General features: G+C 42.5%; 16 protein-coding genes. 12 read left to right on the top strand and 4 right to left on the bottom strand.

The window, feature by feature from the left end:
• Positions 1 to 20: 20 nt before the first annotated feature.
• Positions 21 to 1,199 (bottom strand): hypothetical protein, encoded by a 1,179-nt coding sequence (locus FC98_RS01935; protein WP_008857817.1) that lies wholly within the window; start codon positions 1,197 to 1,199, stop codon positions 21 to 23.
• Positions 1,200 to 1,857: 658 nt separating this feature from the next.
• On the opposite strand from FC98_RS01935, the gene trpX reads away from it, so the two are divergent.
• From trpX to FC98_RS01910, 5 genes are all read left to right on the top strand, one after another.
• Positions 1,858 to 2,859 carry a tryptophan ABC transporter substrate-binding protein gene (trpX, locus tag FC98_RS01930; protein WP_056949119.1) on the top strand — a complete coding sequence of 334 codons (1,002 nt, stop codon included), beginning with the start codon at positions 1,858 to 1,860 and terminating at the stop codon, positions 2,857 to 2,859.
• Complete coding sequence (locus tag FC98_RS01925; protein ID WP_054655838.1) at positions 2,856 to 3,755, top strand: ABC transporter permease; 900 nt, start codon at positions 2,856 to 2,858, stop codon at positions 3,753 to 3,755. The genes trpX and FC98_RS01925 overlap by 4 nt, the downstream gene beginning before the upstream one ends.
• Complete coding sequence (locus tag FC98_RS01920) at positions 3,748 to 4,521, top strand: ABC transporter ATP-binding protein (RefSeq protein ID WP_008857820.1); 774 nt, start codon at positions 3,748 to 3,750, stop codon at positions 4,519 to 4,521. Before FC98_RS01925 ends, FC98_RS01920 begins: the two co-directional genes overlap by 8 nt.
• Before the next feature lie 328 nt (positions 4,522 to 4,849).
• Positions 4,850 to 6,367, top strand: coding sequence for a YfcC family protein (locus tag FC98_RS01915; protein WP_008857821.1), 1,518 nt, complete (start codon positions 4,850 to 4,852; stop codon positions 6,365 to 6,367).
• A 304-nt stretch (positions 6,368 to 6,671) separates the two neighbouring features.
• Positions 6,672 to 8,015 (top strand): M20 family metallopeptidase, encoded by a 1,344-nt coding sequence (locus FC98_RS01910; protein ID WP_056949118.1) that lies wholly within the window; start codon positions 6,672 to 6,674, stop codon positions 8,013 to 8,015.
• A 331-nt stretch (positions 8,016 to 8,346) separates the two neighbouring features.
• Here the strand turns inward: FC98_RS01910 and FC98_RS01905 are convergent, their stop codons facing one another.
• Positions 8,347 to 9,747 (bottom strand): sugar porter family MFS transporter, encoded by a 1,401-nt coding sequence (locus FC98_RS01905; protein ID WP_056949117.1) that lies wholly within the window; start codon positions 9,745 to 9,747, stop codon positions 8,347 to 8,349.
• A 564-nt stretch (positions 9,748 to 10,311) separates the two neighbouring features.
• On the opposite strand from FC98_RS01905, the gene FC98_RS01900 reads away from it, so the two are divergent.
• Positions 10,312 to 10,866 carry a MarR family winged helix-turn-helix transcriptional regulator gene (locus FC98_RS01900; protein WP_008857826.1) on the top strand — a complete coding sequence of 185 codons (555 nt, stop codon included), beginning with the start codon at positions 10,312 to 10,314 and terminating at the stop codon, positions 10,864 to 10,866.
• Positions 10,867 to 11,136: 270 nt separating this feature from the next.
• Entirely contained in the window at positions 11,137 to 12,165 is a 1,029-nt protein-coding gene (locus FC98_RS01895; RefSeq protein ID WP_008857827.1) for an acyltransferase family protein, read from the top strand.
• A gap of 205 nt (positions 12,166 to 12,370) precedes the next feature.
• On the opposite strand, the gene FC98_RS01890 is transcribed toward FC98_RS01895, so the two are convergent.
• Together FC98_RS01890 and FC98_RS01885 are read right to left on the bottom strand one after the other, a co-directional pair.
• The gene (locus tag FC98_RS01890; protein ID WP_008857828.1) at positions 12,371 to 13,729 is read right to left on the bottom strand and encodes a uracil-xanthine permease family protein; all 1,359 of its coding nucleotides are present in this window, start codon (positions 13,727 to 13,729) and stop codon (positions 12,371 to 12,373) included.
• A 446-nt stretch (positions 13,730 to 14,175) separates the two neighbouring features.
• A complete protein-coding gene (locus FC98_RS01885; RefSeq protein ID WP_008857830.1) occupies positions 14,176 to 14,631 on the bottom strand; it encodes a GNAT family N-acetyltransferase in 456 nt (151 codons plus the stop codon).
• 404 nt (positions 14,632 to 15,035) lie between these two features.
• Here FC98_RS01885 and FC98_RS01880 point away from each other — a divergent pair, with 404 nt between their 5' ends.
• The 5 genes from FC98_RS01880 to FC98_RS01855 all read left to right on the top strand — a co-directional run bounded on the left by FC98_RS01880 (position 15,036) and on the right by FC98_RS01855 (position 20,296).
• Complete coding sequence (locus FC98_RS01880) at positions 15,036 to 15,650, top strand: hypothetical protein (protein ID WP_008857832.1); 615 nt, start codon at positions 15,036 to 15,038, stop codon at positions 15,648 to 15,650.
• 65 nt (positions 15,651 to 15,715) lie between these two features.
• Positions 15,716 to 16,225: a YbhB/YbcL family Raf kinase inhibitor-like protein gene (locus FC98_RS01875; protein ID WP_008857833.1), complete on the top strand. Its 510-nt coding sequence runs from the start codon at positions 15,716 to 15,718 to the stop codon at positions 16,223 to 16,225.
• Between the two features lie 83 nt (positions 16,226 to 16,308).
• Positions 16,309 to 16,794, top strand: a complete 486-nt coding sequence (locus FC98_RS01870) for a universal stress protein (RefSeq protein WP_054655842.1) — start codon at positions 16,309 to 16,311, stop codon at positions 16,792 to 16,794.
• A gap of 325 nt (positions 16,795 to 17,119) precedes the next feature.
• Positions 17,120 to 18,736 (top strand): FAD-dependent oxidoreductase, encoded by a 1,617-nt coding sequence (locus FC98_RS01860; protein WP_054655844.1) that lies wholly within the window; start codon positions 17,120 to 17,122, stop codon positions 18,734 to 18,736.
• A gap of 573 nt (positions 18,737 to 19,309) precedes the next feature.
• A complete protein-coding gene (locus FC98_RS01855; RefSeq protein ID WP_054655845.1) occupies positions 19,310 to 20,296 on the top strand; it encodes an aldo/keto reductase in 987 nt (328 codons plus the stop codon).
• The last annotated feature ends 52 nt before the right edge of the window (positions 20,297 to 20,348 follow it).

Here is a 20,348-nt window from a genome sequence, read left to right as displayed (position 1 = left end):
CATTAACAACCTTAGATAGTTTAGTTGTTATCAACTTTTCCTAAAATGAATGTATAACTGTTCTTTCGTCCCATCAGATCATGCTCCGGATAGTTAAAGGCAATGTTATTAACGATTTGAATCCCCAGTTTGTATCCAGAAAGTGCATTCCGCTTGCTGGAAGTGTACCCGGCCTGAGGCAACAATTTTTTGATTTCGGCAATTTTAACGGTGTTGGAAGCACTTCGGTTCGCATACAGCCATTTTTGAATCGTTGGAAAAGCCTTAATATCGCTGTACCCTTTTGTGCTGATCGGATCTGATTCTGCGTCAATGCTCTCATTAAATTGATCGTAATTATAAACAGCAATCTTTGATAGGGCTAAATCTGGCTTAGAATTAGGAAAGAGCTTTAGAATCTCCCTAGCCAACTTTTGGTTCTTGCCCATTTGAAGGTATTGATTAAAATCAGTATTATTCACAAAATCATCGATTGGCACAAAGTTCATGCCCGTATGATCGGGATTTGAGCCTTCAGTGATGGCAACCGCCGGAACATATCCGTGAACACTTTTAGCCGTCCCGTTAAGTGAACCAACCAGATAAACATATTTTGCATCCTTACCACTGTGACGCATCACAATGTCGGCTGTTTTGACGAAATTCGCTCCAGGATAATTTTTTAGGTTGGCAACCTTTTTGGTATGGGTGTAATTCCACATGTAAACAGGTTGATGTTTGTAGGCGGGCTTAACATGGAACGAATCGTATTTACCGTACCATTTAATGCTGGTAATCTGATAACCATAAGGACTGAAGCCTCGCGTTAATGCACTGGTGGGCACATAACCTTCAATACTGCCATAACGATTATTAACATAATAGTATGTTGCGCTCTTCGAATGGTGGTAAATTCGGACCTTTGTTTGAACAAACCAGGTTGTCGTCTTGTATTTGGAAATCTTAATCCCTTTCTTATGAAAGACAGTTGGTTTAAGCGTTTTAGCATTGACACTTTCCTTATTAACCCACAGCGTTGCCTTTGTTCCAGGCTTTGCGTGAAAGGCGACGTCCGCTCCTGAATTGCTTTGCTGCCGATAGGTTTTCAACGTTTTTATCTGATAATTGTCCTGAGCAGCCTGAACCGAATCTGGGCTAATAACAACTGCCAGCACAATAAACGCCAGCATACCCCCTAACACTTTTACGAAATTTTTCATGAAATCAACGCCCCCTCTTTCAACAATAGAATAACATGAGTAATGTTACCAGTCTGTTAAATAATCCCTTCATTTGAGTAATATATTCAAGCTCCCATGTTGACGAACCTCACACAATCATATAAAATTATATGTATTCTATCACGAAAGGAAAGATTGCTATGAATTCACTTGTTAATCGCAGTTGGCAAAGCCGGTAACAAGTCACATCGACACAGATGCGACTTGATCTTAACCATGCGATCATGAACGCATCTGTGCCGGCAATCTTTCGGAAAACGAACGGTCTGGCCAGATGATTTCGGCAGGCCGACTTATTACGAGTATTTCGGTCAGACCGGAATGCTCGTTTTTTGATTGCAAGTATTTGGATAGATTTCATTTTTTATTGTAGGACAGCTACGTAAAGCAGAAACTTCCACATAAGCACCTCCAACAAAAATCCCAAGCCCAGGGATTTCTGTTGGAGGAGACTTATGTTCCAGTTTCTAACCGCTTTACTCCGCTCACTTTATTAGGACAGCTCCTCCAGGCAGAAACTTGCGCATAAGCACCCTAAACGTAAATTCCAAGCCCGGGAATTCACGTTTAGGGAGACTTATGCACCAGTTTCTAACCGCCTGGATCCGCTCACTTTATTATTAAGGAGACAGCTATTATGAAGAAAAAATATTTAATTTCAGGTGTCGTGTTAATTTTTGTCGTGATCTTGGGCGTTGCATTTTTCCAAGGTAACCAAAAGCAAAAGCCCCAGGCTAAGCCAACCGTTGGCATTTTGCAACTCATGTCTCACCCTGCCCTTGATGCGATTCATAGAGGGATCATTCATGGGTTTGAAGAAGAAGGCTACAAGCCTGGCAAGAACCTCAAAATTGATTTTCAAAATGCTCAAAATGATCAAAGTAACTTAAAAACGATGAGTACAAAGTTTGCCAATGAAGATGCAGACCTCTCAATTGGGATTGCTACCCCATCTGCGCAGGCACTTGCCAATACGATTAACAAAAAGCCAGTTATCTTAGGCGCCATTACCGATCCTAAGGGTGCTGGACTCGTCAAAAACAATAACCATCCCGGTGGCAACATTACCGGTGTATCTGACCAGGCACCACTTAAAGAGCAGCTTGGCTTAATCAAGAAGCTCATGCCACACATGAAAACATTGGGAATCATCTACACTTCTAGTGATGACTCGGCGGTTGCCCAATACAAGATGTTCGTTAAAATATGTAAACAGGAAAACATTCCACTGAAGGCCTACTCAATTGCGAATACGAACGATTTAACCCAAGTTGCCCAGCAAGCCGTCCGTTCAGTTGATGCCATTTACGTCCCAACTGACAACACAATTGCTGGCGCAATGCAGACTTTGGTTGGCGCTGCTAACAATGCAAAAGTGCCTGTATTTCCAGCTGTTGACACGATGGTGAAACAAGGCGGAGTTGCCACTTATGGCATTGATCAATATCAATTGGGCGTTGCAACTGGTAAGATGAGCGCCCAAATCTTAAAAGGCAAAAAGAAGCCATCAACAACGCCAATCAAGTTCTTCCGCCATGGCAAACTCATTATCAACGAAAAACAAGCTAACAAATTAGGAATCAAAATTCCGGCAAGCCTCTTAAAAGAAGCTCAGCAAAAAGGAGAACTCATCAAATGAGCATTATCGTTTCAGCCATCGGCCAAGGATTAACATGGGGAATTGTTGGTATCGGCTTATTTTTAACATTTAGAATTTTAGATTTCCCCGATATGACCGTTGAAGGAACGTTTCCAATGGGTGCTGCCGCCTGTGTCGCCGCCATTTACTCTGGTGCTTCACCATTAGTCGCCACTTTAATCGCCTTTATCGCCGGAATGTTGGCAGGATTGGTAACCGGCCTCCTCTACACGAAGGTGAAGATTCCCGTGCTGTTAGCTGGGATCCTGGTCATGACGGCTGCGTACTCAGTTAACTTGCGAATCATGGGTAGAGCAAACCTATCATTGTTTGGCAAACCCACGATGCTTAGAAACCATTTTCTAGAATCATTACCACCCTATTTTGATAGTGTGGTACTTGGAATCGTCGTTGTTGCAATTGTTACCGCGCTGATTATCTATTTTCTCCAAACCAATCTCGGGCAAGCGTTTATTGCGACCGGCGACAACCCAACGATGGCCCGGTCGCTCGGAATCAGCACTGATGCGATGCAAATTATGGGATTAGGCGTTTCTAACGGTTTAATCGGCCTTGGTGGTGCCTTGGTTGCCCAGAATAATGGCTTTGCGGACGTTAACATGGGAATTGGTGTCATCGTGGTTGCCTTGGCATCCATCATCATCGGTGAGGTCGTCTTTGGCGATTTAACCATGAACCAGCGTTTAATTGCTGTTACAATCGGAAGTATTCTATATCGATTCGTCATCTTACTTGTCCTCAAGCTCGGCTTTAACGCCAATGACCTCAACTTGATTTCAGCAATCGTGCTGGCAATCTTTATGATGCTGCCAGTATTGGAAAATCGATTTCGAATTCGTCACACGCTCGCAAAGGGGATGACCAAACATGACTGAGCCAATTTTCGAACTAAATGATATTGTTGTCACGGTTAACCATGGAACCCCTGAGCAAATTAACATTATGGATCATATCAACCTATCAATCTATCCTGGTGATTTCATCACAATCCTTGGATCAAACGGCGCCGGCAAGTCAACCCTATTCAACGTCATTGGTGGCAACATCCCAATCACAACTGGCCAAATTTTGTTGCATGGCAAGGATATTACCAATATGTCCGTTGAGCGGCGCACCCGTTTTCTGAGCCGCGTCTTTCAGGATCCCAAGATGGGAACGGCTCCTCGAATGACAGTGGCTGAAAACTTACTACTCTCTGAAAAGCGCGGTCAGTACCGTGGTTTCGGTTCCCGGCACCTAAAGGCTCACATGGCAAAGTTTAAAGATATCACTTCAGTCATGAACAATGGCCTTGAAGATCGGCTCAACACTGCCACCGGGAAATTGTCAGGTGGGCAACGACAAGCACTTAGTTTCCTAATGGCCACAATTAAGCGACCAGAAATTCTGTTACTTGATGAGCACACGGCTGCGCTTGACCCCCAAACTTCTCAAGAACTCATGCAGGCAACCAATGATCAAATTACCCGCAATCACCTAACTTGCTTGATGATCACCCACCATCTCGATGATGCCCTCAAGTATGGCAATAGGTTAGTCGTCTTAGATCACGGCAAAATCACCTATGATATTGCCGGTGACGAAAAGGACAACTTAACAAAAGAAGAGCTGTTGAGTTTCTTTAACGATTTAGATGATTAGTGACCATTTACGATTTGTGAATATTTGAATTAAAAGCATCCCAAACGTGATCAACTCACTTGTTTGGGGTGCTTTTAATTTACATCAATAACAGGTTCTGATATTAATGGCGTTATATCGGCGATCAAAGACTAATTTACATAGTTTGCTTATTGTTTGATAAACAATTCGCTTTGATTATTATCATCTATTATTTATACTGAGGGTAAGCAAAGCGTTTATTATTTTTTAAATTGTGAATGTTAATATAATTCTTCTTTAATTATTCACGGAAAATTTATAGATGTTTTGTAAAATTTAACCAGAAAAAGAAAAGGAAGTGAACATCATGCAAAATCAACAATCGACTCCGAAAAAGAAATTTAAAATGCCTTCCGCGTATACGATTCTATTTCTGATCATTATCTTCGTTGCAATTTTAACTTGGATTATTCCAGCTGGTCAGTATTCAACCGATAAAGCGGGTAACATTATTGCTCACACTTACAAGGCTGTTGCTTCCAATCCACAGGGAATTTGGGACGTCTTTTCCGCCCCAATTTATGGCATGATTGGTAACGATACAACTGAGGGAGCCATTTCAATTTCGCTATTTATCTTAGTGATTGGTGGTTTCTTAGGGGTTGTTAACCAAACTAAAGCACTTGATGACGGGATTGCCACCGTTGTTTCAAAATATAAGGGAAAAGAAAAGTTTCTGATTCCCCTGTTGATGATTCTATTTGCACTTGGTGGGTCAACTTACGGGATGGCTGAAGAAACCATTGCCTTTTACCCGTTACTTATTCCAGTCATGATTGGTGTGGGATTTGATTCACTGGTTGCGGTCGCAATTGTCTTAGTTGGCTCTCAAGTTGGGTGTTTAGCATCCACGGTTAACCCATTTGCGACAGGGGTGGCTTCACAGACCCTCAATATTTCGCCGGGTGACGGCATTATTTCTCGGGCAGTCCTATTTGTCATCGTAGTTGCAATCAGTATCTGGTTTGTTTACCGTTACGCATCCAAAGTCGAAAAGGATCCTTCAAATTCATACGTTTATGAACAACGTGAAGCGGACCTGAAACGATTTGCGTTGAACCATGAGGATAAACCCGGTACTAAAATGACTGGTCGCCAAAAAGCGGTCCTCTGGATGTTTGGCCTAACCTTTGTCATCATGATCATGGGATTGATTCCATGGGATCAAATTAATGCTAAATGGACGTTCTTTGTTAGCTTCACAAAATGGATGCAGGGAATCCCAGTTCTAGGCAGCATTATCGGCTCTAATCTGGTACCATTTGGATCATGGTACTTTACTGAAATCACGACATTATTCTTATTAATGGCTGTTATCGTCATGTTTGTCTTCAAGATGAAGGAATCAACATTTATTGAATCATTCCTAAGTGGCATGAGCGATTTCATGGGCGTTGCAATTATCGTTGCGGTTGCCCGTGGAATTCAAGTCATTATGAACGATGGTAGCATCACTGCTACTGTTCTCCACTGGGGTGAAATGGGACTGTCAAATCTTGGCTCAACAGTCTTCATCATCCTGGCATATATTTTCTACATTCCAATGTCATTCCTGATTCCGTCAACTTCCGGCTTAGCAGCGGCAACGATGGGAATCATCGGCCCAATGGGTAAATTTGCCGGTGTTGATCCAAGCCTGGTAGTAACGGCATATCAAAGTGCCTCTGGCTGGGTCAACCTAATCACGCCAACATCTGGTGTGGTAATGGGCGCCTTAACAATTGCCCATGTTAACATTACAACATGGTGGAAATTCATGTTCAAACTGATGATCTACTTGTTCTTAGCAACGGCAGTGTTCTTGGGTGTAATGGCAATGCTATAGTGAGCGAAGCAAAGCGGTTAGAAAGCGGAGTGTAAGTCTCCTCAAACAGAAATCTCTGGGTTTTGGAGATTTTTGTTTGAGGTGCTTACACGTAGCTTTCTGCTTTGCGGAGCGGTCCTAATCTGTGAAGGCTAAAAGTCTAGATCTATATAAATTCAAACTGTATTCCGGACTTGAATTTTTGGTGGAGAAGGTTTAGACACAACTTTGCACAGCAATCCTACTCCATACAAACTAGAACGCCATCCCCTCGATCATCATCACCAAAATCAACCTCACCACAATCTAAAGGAGGAACCGCATCATGACCAAAATTGTAACCGAGAAGCAACAAAACCAAGCCGTCGAAGCCTTAAAACGCCTCGTTAGTAAACCATCTGTAAATGATGAATCAACCAAAACAGCCACAATGCCATTTGGAAAGGGAATCGATGATGCCCTGACTGAAATTCTTAAAATTGCCGAGGAAAATGGGTTTAAAACCTATAAGGATCCTAACGGTAACTATGGCTATGCAGAAGTCGGTACTGGGGACAAAATCTTTGGGATTATCGGCCACGTTGACGTTGTCCCTGCTGGTGATCCAAATGATTGGGACAGTGACCCCTTTACAGCGACCATCAAGGACGGCTACATTTATGGCCGGGGAACGCAGGACGACAAGGGTCCTTCAATGGCAGCGATGTTTGCCGTTAAGGCGTTAATTGACCAAGGGTACCAATTCAATTGCCGGATCCGCTTTATCTTTGGAACCGACGAAGAAACGCTATGGCGGGGAATTGCCGTTTATAATAAAAAAGAATCACCAATTGATTTTGGCATTGCCCCCGATTCCGAATTTCCAGTGACCTATGCCGAAAAGGGTCTGGAACAGGCTTACTTGGTCGGTCCTGGTATGACCGATTTATCACTTGATTTGGCAAACGCGTTTAACGCCGTCCCTGCTAAAGCCCCTTATAATGGTCCCAAGCTCGATGAGGTTCGGCAGTCATTAGACAAACATGGCTTTAAATACGAAGACCATGGCCAGAATGGCATCACCGTGGTGGGTAAATCTGTTCACGCGATGAATGCCCCAGAAGGCGTTAACGCCGTCTTGCGATTAGCAATTGCCCTAGATGATGTTTTTCCAAGCCCAACGCTCGACTTTATCGGCAAACTATTCAAGGAAGACGCAACGGCAACTAATCTATTAGGTGACGTTGAAGATAAGCAATCCGGGCACCTGACATGCAATATCTCAAGTCTCAAAATTGATAAAGTAGAAACTAGGATGCAGATCGATATGCGCATCCCTGTGACGGTTGATCGGGATACTCTTATTAAACAATTAAAGAAGGCCGTTGCCCCATTCGAACTTCACTATGAAGCCTTCGACTATTTAGCACCTCTATACGTGCCAACTGATAGCCCACTGGTAAAAACATTAATGGCCGTTTACAAAGATCTTACCGGTGACGACACACAGCCAAAGATCTCCGGTGGTGCAACATATGCCAGAACAATGAACCAATGTGTTGCATTTGGGGCAATGTTACCTGGAACTCCAGACTTTATGCATCAAGTTAACGAGAATTGGGAATTGACCAGCTTATATAAAGCGATGGCTATCTACGCAGAAGCTGTGAAACGCCTTTGTACAGACTAAGTGAGAATCCATCCAATAAAGCAAATTACTAGTTTAAAATATCGTTAGGAATTTCACTGACGTCAAGCACTACCAAAATAAATCTTGAATAGTTAATTCCAAAAATATAACGGACTTAGGCATCATCCCAATTAGGGGATTGCCTAAGTCCGTTATATTTTTGAAGCAAAGAGGCAGTTACCTCAATCAAGTCAACTAGCCACTCTTTTATAGGACAGCTGCACAAAGCAGAAGTCTGCACATAAGCACCTCGGGTGAAAATTCCAAAATCGGGAATTCCCACCCGAGGAGACTTATGCTCCTACTTCTAATCGCTTTGCTCCGCTCACTTTTACTTAGCACTGCTTGCGTTCTTAGCAGCTGCTTTAAGTGCAGCCTTTTGACGCATTTCCATTTCAATTTCTTCAAGTGACTTGCCACGGGTTTCTGGAACCATGTAGATAACAAAGAAGATGGAAACGATGGCGAAAAATGTGAAAACTGCGAACGGGCCACCAACGTTGTTATTAAATACGTGTAGGAGTTCCAAGAAGAATTGTGAAACAATAAAGTTACCAATCCAGTTAGCAGCTGAACCGATGGAATTACCAACGCCACGAACATTTAATGGGAAAATTTCACCAATCATCAGCCAGCAAATTGGCCCCCAGGAAACGGCAAATCCAAAAATATAAATTGCAATCAGAATCATGGTTGGAATGGCGGCATCTTGAACGTTTAAGGTAAAGTTCAAAATGGACAAAATTCCAATTGAGGTTGCCATTATGATCGAGCCAAATAACAAAATGGTCTTTCGATTAAACTTATCCATAATGTTATAAGCCAAAATGGTGCAGACAAAATTGACAATCCCAATGCCAACGGAAATCCAAATTGCGTTACTTTCTGGGAACCCAAATCCTTTAATAAACACCTGTGGTAAGAAGTAAATCACTGAATTAATCCCAACTAATTGTTGCAGCAGCATCAAACAAATCGCAACGATTACCGCTGGCCGGGCAAAAGTAAATAGTTCTTTTAAGCCGCCCTTTGGCTGATTAGCAACCATTTGAATATCAGCCAACTCCTTGTCAGGATCTTCAGCCGTATTTTTCCGCAGTTCATGCAAAACATCCCGAGCTTCGTCAATCTGACCCTTTTCAACCAAGTAACGAGGAGATTCTGGTAAAATAATCGAACCAATAAATAGTAGTAAAGCAGGAATCAAAGCTGATCCGAGCATCCACCGCCAGTCACGCAACCCTAACAGATTATGATGCAAGAAACTCAAGTTAGAAACGTACGCTAACAGGATTCCTAAGGTGATCATCAATTGAAACATGGTCCCTAGTGATCCTCGATGAGGCGCGTCGGCTAATTCAGCCAAGTAAGCGGGTGTCAGTGCTGACGCCGACCCAACGGCAAAGCCTAAGATAATTCGAGCAATAATCATCGAAATAAATCCTTGGGCAAACATCGACAGCCCAGAACCAATTAGAAATAGAATGGATGCCAAAACCAATAACCGCTTTCGGCCAAATCGATCTGATAACGATCCAATTGATAAGGCCCCAACGGACGAACCAATTAAAACCGAGGAAACAATGAAGCCAGTTTGCTCAGTTCCTAAATTAAAATTACTTTCAATTAATGGTGAAGCTCCCGAAATAATACCAGTATCAAACCCAAATAAAAGACCACCTAAGGCACCAAAGAAAAAAATAAAGAAAGTACTTAAATGTTTTGCTCTCAAAATGATCCCTCCCCAGAAAAAAATAATTTACACCTATAAACTATCCATAATTCTGTTCTAATTCCCCCTATCAAATTATTGGTATCGCTTACAGTGTAAATCATTCATTATATTTTACAAATTTTTGCATTGGTCAGAGTGCAGAACCAAGCGGTTAGAAAGCGGAGTGGCTTGGGTGCAGCTTTCTGCTTGGTGTAGCACGTTTCCTCTATATTGCCAAGTGCACAAATTCCTGTCTTTAAGATTCCCGAGTAAGAAAGCTTAGGTGCAGGTCTCTACAGTTTGCGGAGCGGTCATAATCTATGATGTCTAAGAGACTAGATCTTAATAAACGCGCAGTGTACGCCCGGCCTTAGAGCTTTGGTGGCGACGACCTATGTGGCAGTTTTTGCCTTGCGTAGCTGTAATACTCCCCAATACATCATGATTAGATACTAGAATCAGCCAATCCTCGTCAGTTTCAGCGATACTTAGGTACCAAATCATTATCCTTGCCTTCTTAAAATAAGCGTGTATACTTCTTCTTGTTAGGTACCTAAGTATAACAATCAAAGGAGAATTAGAATGACAAAAGATAACGCAGAACTTTTAAGAAAAATTTTTGGCTTCATTCATGGAACCCAACGTATGGCTCAAATGCAAGATCGGCCATACCATATGCACGGTCAGCACAGAGCACTAGCGGTTCTCGCCAAAGAAGGCACCCTTATCCAGTCTCAGCTTGCTGAAATCCTGGATATTCGCCCATCCTCTTTAACTGAATTATTGTCTAAACTAGAAGATCGTGGTTTGATCACCCGCACTGCTGACGAAGACGATAAACGAGTTACCAAGGTTTCAATTACTGATGACGGCCGAAAGCTGATTGAAAATGATCACGACTCATCCAGCAAGATGCTTGATACGCTTTTTGAAGGCTTATCAGCTGACGAAATTACTGAACTAAGTCAACTTTTCGATAAACTCAACGCATCACTCAAAGAAAAGCTTCCAAAGCGGGAAGAAGGCCCCCACGGCTTCCCACACCATCACCACGGTTTTGGTGGTGGAGGTCGTGGCCCATTTGGCGGCCCTCACGGCAGGTTTCATGGCCCACGGGGATCATTTTTTCAAGACTAATCACCCATTGTGTTAAGGATCGGATTATCTCAAAATCCAACAAAACGGCAATCATTCCTCTTTGAGGATGGTTGTTGTTTTTTGTGTGAAACCTGAAAGTTGTTTAGGTACTAAAAGTTATCTATACTTGGGGGCACGTACATTGGACTTGCTGTTATCATGTTCCGACAAATTAAGCTTATTTTAAGGTTGCTATTGTATAAATGACGTAAATAAAGATAACTACAAAAGTATCTCAAATAGATAACGGAAGGTGATCGTGGAATTATTATGCTAAAAAAGAGAATTGAATGGATTGACATTGCTAAAGCATATGGTATTATTGCCGTCGTTTTCGGTCACGCGCTGGCCAGTGGTACAACCACAAACATGATCTATTGGTGGCATATGCCCCTATTCTTTATCATTGGTGGTTTCTTCCTCAAGCCAATTAACGCCAATAAAATAACTGCCTGGAAACATTTCTTTAACAAGAAAATTTATAAAGACCTTGAGATTTACTTCATCGCTGGAATTATTTTAATTCTCACGTATAGTATGTTATACAATCGGGATTGGGATTACTTAATCAACCATCTATCTCGATTAATTGTGGGCGGTCGTACCTTAAACCTTTACACCAGCACGTTTTGGTTCGTTAACGTTTACCTGCTTTCCATAGCGGCTGTTACCGCATTAATTTCAATAACTAAATCTCGCCTCATCCAAATCGGCGTTGTCCTTAGCGGCTTATTTCTCGCTACCTGTTACGACAAAATTGATTGGCTAACGTTATACAATTACCAAACAATGCCTTGGAACGCGGATATTGTCCTCATCGCTGCTTTCTTCACCTACATTGGCTACCTATTCTTCCATACAAATTGGAAGTGGATTGAAAAGCCGATACCAATTGCGATTCTACTAACATTAGCGGGAACCTTGATTTTTTCCTACCTAAATGGCAATTTCAACTTTGAATTTTCAATGAAATCTCACTTAATCCAAACATCGAGTCCCAAATTTTTAATGATTTCAGCCATTCCATTGATCTTCTCATTTGCGGTAATGGGCATATCGACTTTAACGACCCGGTTACCAATTAATTGGTTCTTATCAATAGTCGGTAAGCATACGATGATCATCATGTACATGCATAACGCCCTATTAGATATCACCCGTCACGCTGGCATCAACAACGTATTGACTCAGGTAACGATTGCCATTATGGTGCCAGTCATCATCGTAACGCTAGAAAAACCTATTTCCGAAATGCTTACAAAACAACGTGGTCCCTATTTAGATAATTATGCGCTTTAATAGATGCACCCTAATTAGGCTGGCAAACCAAGAACAACTGTCAAAACGATATAAAACGGCTCCTTAAATCCAACTATCGGATTTTGAGGAGCCGTTTTATCTAGTTTTAGGTTACAAATTGATCTCATTGAAAATCTTGGACCAGCCAATTAAATCAATATGGTTCAATGTCTTTAAATCCAACAACTCATTCGCATGATTTATTTCACTTTCGTAACTGCTTTTGGTGGAGCAGACGCCGTTTTTCTTCCTCAGCTTTTTTATCAGCTAACCGTTCTTCATGTTCTCGTTCGCTAGCAGCTTTATTGGGCAACACCAAATTGAGAACAATCCCAATAATGGTAGCAAATGCTAAGCCAGTAAATTGAAAACTTTTAATTTGTAGATAGGCATTTCCAACCCCAATGACCATCACCGTTGAAGCAATCATCAAATTCCGTTTGAGATTCATATCCACTTTGTTTTCAACCATTACCTGAATACCAGCCGTGGCGATTGTGCCAAACAGGAGGAAACTAATTCCGCCAATAACCGGCATCGGCATTTGCATAATCAACACGTTCAATTTATTAACGAACGCGAACAGAATTGCAAACATCGCTGCTCCCATCAACACATAGACACTGTGAATCTTCGTAATCGCCATTACACCGATATTCTCACCATAACTCGTCATGGCCGGCGCCCCAACTAGCCCAGCAAATAGTGAAGCCGCTCCGTCTCCTGCTAGGGTTCTGTTTAAGCCGGGATCCTTAAAGAAATCCCGCCCAGTCAATTCATCAAGAACCATAATATGGCCCATATGCTCTGTCATCGTCACAAATGCAATTGGCGTGATGGCGAGAATGGCAGCCCAGTCAATCTTAAAATGATAATCAATTCCGGGAATATCAAATGCCGGAATTTTGAACCATGGCGCAGAAGCAATCGCATGAAGGTCAACGATCCCACAAAAGACTGAAATGACATAACCACAAACAATTGCCAATAAAACCGGTATCAATCCAATAAACCCTTTGAACATCATGTTAAAAATAATTGCTAAAAATAACGTTGCCAATGCAATACTGAAGTATAGTAGGCTGTATTTACCGTTTTTCATCATTGCGTCCTGAGCGGCACTACCCGCAAGTGATAATCCAATCACCATCACAATTGGGCCAACAACAATCGGTGGCAAAATCTTATCCACCCAAGCAGAGCCAATGCCCCAAATAATCGCCGCGACGATCATATAAACAATTCCGACACCGATTACCCCCTGCGCAATTCCCGGATAACCGGTGGTTTTCATTAGCGCTAACATTGGCGTAATGAAGGCAAAACTTGATCCCATGTAAGCCGGAATCTTCCGCTGCGTAATCATGATATGTAATAACGTTCCAACCCCTGATGCAAATAACGCGATGCTCGGGCTCAACCCAACCAATAACGGCACAATCACGGTTGATCCAAACATTGAAAACATGTGCTGCAATGATAATCCAACCCACGGGAAGAATTTTGGCATATCATGAATATCCAAAATCGCCCGATCATCGTGAAACTCATTCTTGTCTGCCATGTGTCCGCTCCTTTAGTTTGCGACAAATCTGGAAAGAAGAGGCGGTCGACTTTGCTTGTCGAAAGTATTACCGGAAAAGGTTTTAGGGAATTTGCTGGATAACTCAGCTGAGTGATGCGCCACAAAGCAGCGACCTGCACATAAGCACCAGAGTCAGGATCCCCTACCTAACCTATCTCAGGACCGCTTCGCAAAGCAGAAAGCTGCACCTAAGCCACTCCTGCCAAAAGCCGAAACCCATGGCTTTCGGCAGGAGTAACTTAGGCTCCACTTTCTAACCGCTTTGCTCCGCTCACTATATAAAAAGCCCACCACTAACAAGCGGCCGGCATTTTTTCGGGTAGTTCACACCCGTTTTAATATCGTCGTCTTGCTAGCCTCTCCGGACCAGATTTAAAGATTCATTTCATTACAATTAGTATAATATATTGTGGAACCATGTCAATCTAATTTTGCTCCAGGAGCTCCATATCAATGTGAGGGATGCCATCCTCTAGATATACGTCACTCACGTCCTTAAATCCAAACGAATGATAGAAGTTCTGCAAATATTCTTGACCTGCTAGAACAATCTTACTGGCTTTAGGGAACAATTCCCTTGATTCAGCCAATGTAGTTTGTATCAACTTTCGGCCCAGTCCATCACCCCGATTATTTGGATTGACAACAACCCTGCCAATTCTAGCAACCCGGTTATTATCTTCCGGAATAATTCGTGAGTACGCCATCAATTGACCATCCTTGTCTTTGAACATGATGTGATACGAAATGAGATCATCATCGTCAACTTCTTGATAGTAGCATTTCTGTTCAACGACAAACACAGCCACCCGTAGCTTATAAATTTGGAATAATTCTTGAGTCGTTAATTCTGAAAACTTTTTTACATCAACCTGTGTCATCAATTTTCACCTTTCGTTAGGACAATTGTATAATCTGGCAATTTGGGGGAAGTCGTTTTAAATCCCAAAACCGAGAATTCATCTTTTTTGGCAATGCGATGCAATACGATGAAGATGTGTTTTCCAAGCAGCACTCCGCTCATTAGTAGCCTTAGTTAAAAAAGCTCTTAGTAACATTGTAGAAACGTGCTCCACCAAGCAGAGACTTGCACCTAAGTTTTCTTCGCCAAAAATCCAAGCCCAGGATTTCTGGCGAAGAAAACTTAGGCTCCAGTCTCTAAACGCTTGGTTCCGCACTCTAACCGCTTTGCTACGCTCACTCAAAAATACAACCCCATTGCTTTCTGTTATAATATATTCAATCAGGTTAAGATGCAATAATCGAATCTAAATGAGGTATTAATGTGAATAGGCATGACAATGAACCAAGATACAAAAAATATGATTTTAATTCTGAACAGGATCGACGAAGGCAACGCAGGAAACAGTACAGTGGCTGGTGGTTTGCCCTGCTCATTTTAATCGTTGCGATCGGTCTGGCCTTTTCCATCAATTGGCTGGTAACCCGTAACGACCATAAGCAGGGAACGTCAACTGCGTCAATCAGTAAAACTGTCGATAAATCCAAAAAAGTGACTGATCAAAATGACAGCAAGGGTAACTTAACCAAAAAAGTTGAGGATAATCGAGTCTCAGCATTCTCCGATAAGCTCGAAACGGCTAAGGAAAACGGCTTAACGCCTCAAGAACAAGGTCAGCTCCAAAGTTCAATTAATAACGAGAAAAACAAAGCCGTAAAAACCAGGCAACAACAATTATTAAATCGCGTCCGGGCTAAACCACGTCCAGCCAAGCCGAAAGCAGCAGATCCTTTTGCCACCACGCATACCTTTTCATCTGTAAATGACGCTAAGAATTGGGCAAACGCCACCAAGCAGCAATGGCTAAAAGATGGTTACGTCAATTACACCATTACATCCAACGGTCAAGGCTACTACGTTTTAAAATTCATTAAGTAACCCACGTGTCTTTTTGTTTTATTATTAGATTAAAAGACATATCATTAACTTGAGGAGGGATAATCATGAAGGTTCAAGTACCATTAATCAAAGGCATGTTAGCAGATAAGTATGGTAAGTACGCGTCACCTGCCGACAAAATAAGCGATGGCCCAGTCATTTCATTTCCAGTTAAAATAACTGATGTCCCAAAAGATGCCAAGTCACTCGCCTTAACGTTAGTTGATTGGGACGCAATTCCTGTTAGCGGCTTTATGTGGATTCATTGGACGGCAGCTAACATTTCCCCAACCATTACTGAGATCCCAGAAAATAACAGCCAACAATTAAAGGTTCCAATGATTCAGGGACGCAACAGTACCGCCGGTGGTTTAATTGGCAACAACAATCCAATAACTGCCTGGCATTATAACGGTCCAGTACCACCAGACAAGACTCATAATTACCATTTGTCTATCTATGCGCTAGATACTAAATTACCATTACAGAATGGCTTTTGGTTAAATGAACTTCAAGATGCCATGCGCGGTCATATTTTGGAAACCGCAGAGTTTGTCATTCCATCCCGTGCATAGCCTAAATAATTCCTAGGTAAGCCGTTTGGACTTTTAAATAGTGATATAATTAACACATACATTACCACAAGGGAGGCAGCTTCATGGAATCCAACTATAAAAGCATCTTAGTCCCAGTTGATGGGTCCGCTCAATCCGAAGATGCACTAGCAAAGGGTGCACTAATTGCTCATAATAATGGCGCTCATCTAGATGTTCTTCACGTACTGAGTACCCAACAATATGGCTATAACTACGGTGGCATGGTCGATGGCGATGTTATCAATAATTTGGTTGAGGACACCACCGATTATCTCAACAAGCTAGTAGCTAAAATAAAAAAAGAAGCGGAATTAGACGATATTGATATTCACATTCGTTTTGGCAATCCGAAGACGGTTATTGCCTTTGAGTTCCCAAAGGATCATGGTTCTGATTTGATCGTTATGGGCGCAACCGGTATGAGTCGTCTCCAACGAGTCCTTGAGGGGTCAGTATCCTCGTTCGTTAACCGAAGCGCCCGTTGTGACGTAATGGTTATCAGAACAAACAAGGAAAACAAACCATATGTGGAAGTGCCAAAAGATTAGCGTGCTAGAAACTGGTTTCAAGTACACTATGCGCATGTACACCGGTGTCGTGACATGTTCCTACAATGTAGCTGAGAAGCCAAAACTTTTCAGCTTTATGGCTATGTCGTATAGAAAGCTGCCATTTTTAAAAATTTTAATCATCTATCAAAAAGATCCTTACTTAAGAGACTGATTCTAAAATTGGATTTTAGACTTGGTCTTTTTTTGATCCCAAGCATCAATAACTGCCATTTCTCTCCCGAACCAATTGACCTAGCTTAAAATCATTGTATGATAAAGCTAACAAGTAAATGAAATCGCTATCACCAAGGAGGATCCGACTATGAAAGTGTTAGTAATCGGCGGGATTGCCGGTGGGCCATCATTCGCCACCCGGCTTCGAAGAATTAATGAAGACGACGAAATTGTTATCTTTGAGCGAGGGGCCGCCATTTCCGTTGCCAGTTGTGCAATGCCTTATTACTTAGGCGGGGTTGTCAACGACCGGTCTAAATTAATTGAGCGAACTCCGGAAGTTTTGAAGCAACGAAACAATATCGATGTCCGTTTGTTTAATGACGTCACTTCAATTGACCCTGATCAAAAAGTCGTGACCGTTAAGAATCTCAAAACAAACGCCATTTACCAGGAACCATACGATAAATTAGTTATTGCAACGGGTGCCAGTCCAGTTGTGCCACCTATCAGGGGGATTGAAACCGCATCAAATGCCTTCGTTTTACGAGCAATTACCGATGCAGATAAGATGATGGACTACTTAGATGCCAAACATCCCAAGACCGTCACCATTCTGGGCGCGGGTGCAATTGGCATAGAGGTCGCCGAAGCGTTTGTCAGGCGGCAAATGGACGTGACCATTGTTGACCAAGCCGCCCAGGTTGCTTCACCCTATGATCCAGAAATTAGTGACATTATCCAAGATGAGTTAATCAAACAAGGGGTTCACGTCATTCTCAACAACGGTATCAAAGAAATTCGCAATAATGGTCATACGCTTGTTTTTCAGGATGGCAGCCTCCATCAAACTGCGATGTTATTTCTCGGAACTGGGGTCAAGCCGAATAGCGAACTGGCCGCAAAAGCTGGGATTACTTTGTCAGCTGACCGACACGTTATCGTTGACGATCACTTACAAACCAATCTACCAGATATTTACGCAATTGGTGACGTCATTGAAACAACCAGTATGATAACTGGCAAACGCATTCCAAGTGTATTATCCAGTCCCGCCAACCGCCAAGGTCACTTACTAGCAGATATTATGACGGGCGCTCCCGTTAGCTACAAAGGATTTATTGGCGCCGGTGTTGCAAAATTCTTTGATCTCACTGCCAGTTACGTTGGTTACACCGAAAGTGCCCTAAAACAACTAGGCATCACAAACTATAAAACGGTCTTCATTACTCCGTACGACAAGGCTTACTTCTTCCCGAACGCCGACCGGGTTAACTTCAAATTAATCTACGAAGAGAAAACCGGCAAAATTCTCGGTGGTCAAGCAGTTGGTACGTCAGGCATTGATAAAAGAATTGCCGAATTATCCGTTGCAATTACCGGCAACCTCACCGCGTTTGATTTGCCCGCTTTGGAGATCCCCTACTCACCACCATATTCGTCAACGAGGGATGTCTTAAATATTGCCGGGTATGTCGCTATCCGAGAACTAACTAATAAAACCAAGACTACCAAATTAACAGCCATCCCGGCCCAAGATCGTCAAACCGCCTTCTTCCTTGATATTCGCGAACCTGGAACCACCCCAGCTGGTTCAATCACCCCAACTGTTAACATTCCTTTGTCCCAACTTCGAGATCGGATCAGCGAGGTACCGAAGGATAAAAAAATCTACATCACCTTCAGAAAGGGAATTGGCCCGTATAATGCTTCCAGGATTCTTGCTGGTAAGGGTTACGATGTGACCACAATTGATGAATCATAAAAAGTAATTATCCGTTTAATTTAATCCTAAAATATAACGGGCTTAAGTAGGTATTCTTAATTTGAGAACACTTACTTAAGCCCGTTATTTGGTCAAAATTGACCCATCAATTTGGGCTCAAAAAATATCCGCTTTATCACTTTACCTCAAGCTTACTTGAAGTGATATATTGAAGTAAGTTACCTATTCAATATAGGAGTGCTATGCAAAGCAGAAACTTCCCCATAAGCACCTGTAGCAAAAATTCCAGGCCCGGGAATTTCCGTTCCTTGGCGACATTGCAGAAACGTGCTGCACCAAGCAGAGACTTGCACCTAAGCCTTCTCCGCCAAAAATCCAAAACCGGGATTCCTGGCGGAGAAGGCTTAGGCTCCAGTCTCTAACCGCTTGGTTCCGCACTCTAACCGCTTTGCTTCGCTCACTTTTCTTAGGACAGCTCCGCAAAGCAGGGATCTACACATAAGCACCCCACCCAAAAATCCCCCAAGCCCAGGGATTTCTGGGTGGGGAGACTTATGCTCCGATCCCTAACCGCTTTGCTTCGCTCACTTTCTATAATAAGGAGATCTTATCATGTATAAAGCTTCCGAACAACGATATAACAAGATGCGCTATAACAGGGTTGGCCGCAGTGGCCTAAAGCTCTCCGCAATTGGCCTTGGGCTTTGGCATAACTTTGGTAGCGTTGATTCATTTGAAAATCAAAAAGCAATTATCCACCAAGCGTTCGACCTGGGAATTACTTATTTTGATTTAGCTAATAATTACGGTCCAATTCCCGGAAGTGCTGAAGAAAACTTTGGCAAAATTATGGCCGGTGATATGAAACCGTACCGGGATGAAATGATTATCGCTAGTAAGGCGGGTTACACCATGTGGCCTGGTCCTTACGGTGATTGGGGTTCTCGTAAGTACATTATCGCAAGTGCCGATCAAAGTCTAAAGCGAACGGGATTGGATTATTTTGATATTTTTTATTCTCACCGTCCCGATCCAAACACCCCAGTCGAAGAGACTGCATTAGCCCTTGATGAACTGGTTCATGAGGGTAAAGCCCTCTACATTGGGATTTTCAACTATGATGGTGCTCAAACAAAAGCAATTACAACGGTCTTCAACGATTTAAAGACCCCCTTTATCATTCATCAACCGCGCTATAACATGTTTGACCGAACCGTTGAACAGGATTTGTTCCCCGTGTTAAGATCAGAACATAAAGCAGCCGTCAGCTATAGTTCGCTTGCTCAAGGACTCTTAAGTGATCGGTATTTGAACGGCATTCCAGCAGACTCAAGGGCTCATAAATCAACCAGCCCCTTCTTGCACGAAGATCAAGTTGAGAACACGTTGACAACGGTCAAAAAATTGAACCAGGTTGCTCAAAATCGGGGGCAATCATTGGCTGAAATGGCCCTTTCCTGGAACTTACGAAATCCAGAAATCGCCTCAGTACTAGTAGGCGCCAGTCGCCCGGCACAGTTAGTCGACAACGTCAAAGCATTGGATAATCTAGATTTCACCGCAACAGAATTAAAACAAATCGATAACATTTTAAAATGATCAAAGGATAGGCCCAGTCAAAAGTTGAAATTCATCAACTTTTGACTGGGCC

This window comes from Lentilactobacillus kisonensis DSM 19906 = JCM 15041 (genome assembly GCF_001434135.1).
Lineage (GTDB): Bacteria > Bacillota > Bacilli > Lactobacillales > Lactobacillaceae > Lentilactobacillus > Lentilactobacillus kisonensis.
Note: the sequence above shows the minus strand (reverse complement) of the source record. Positions and strands in the feature narration are given on the sequence as shown.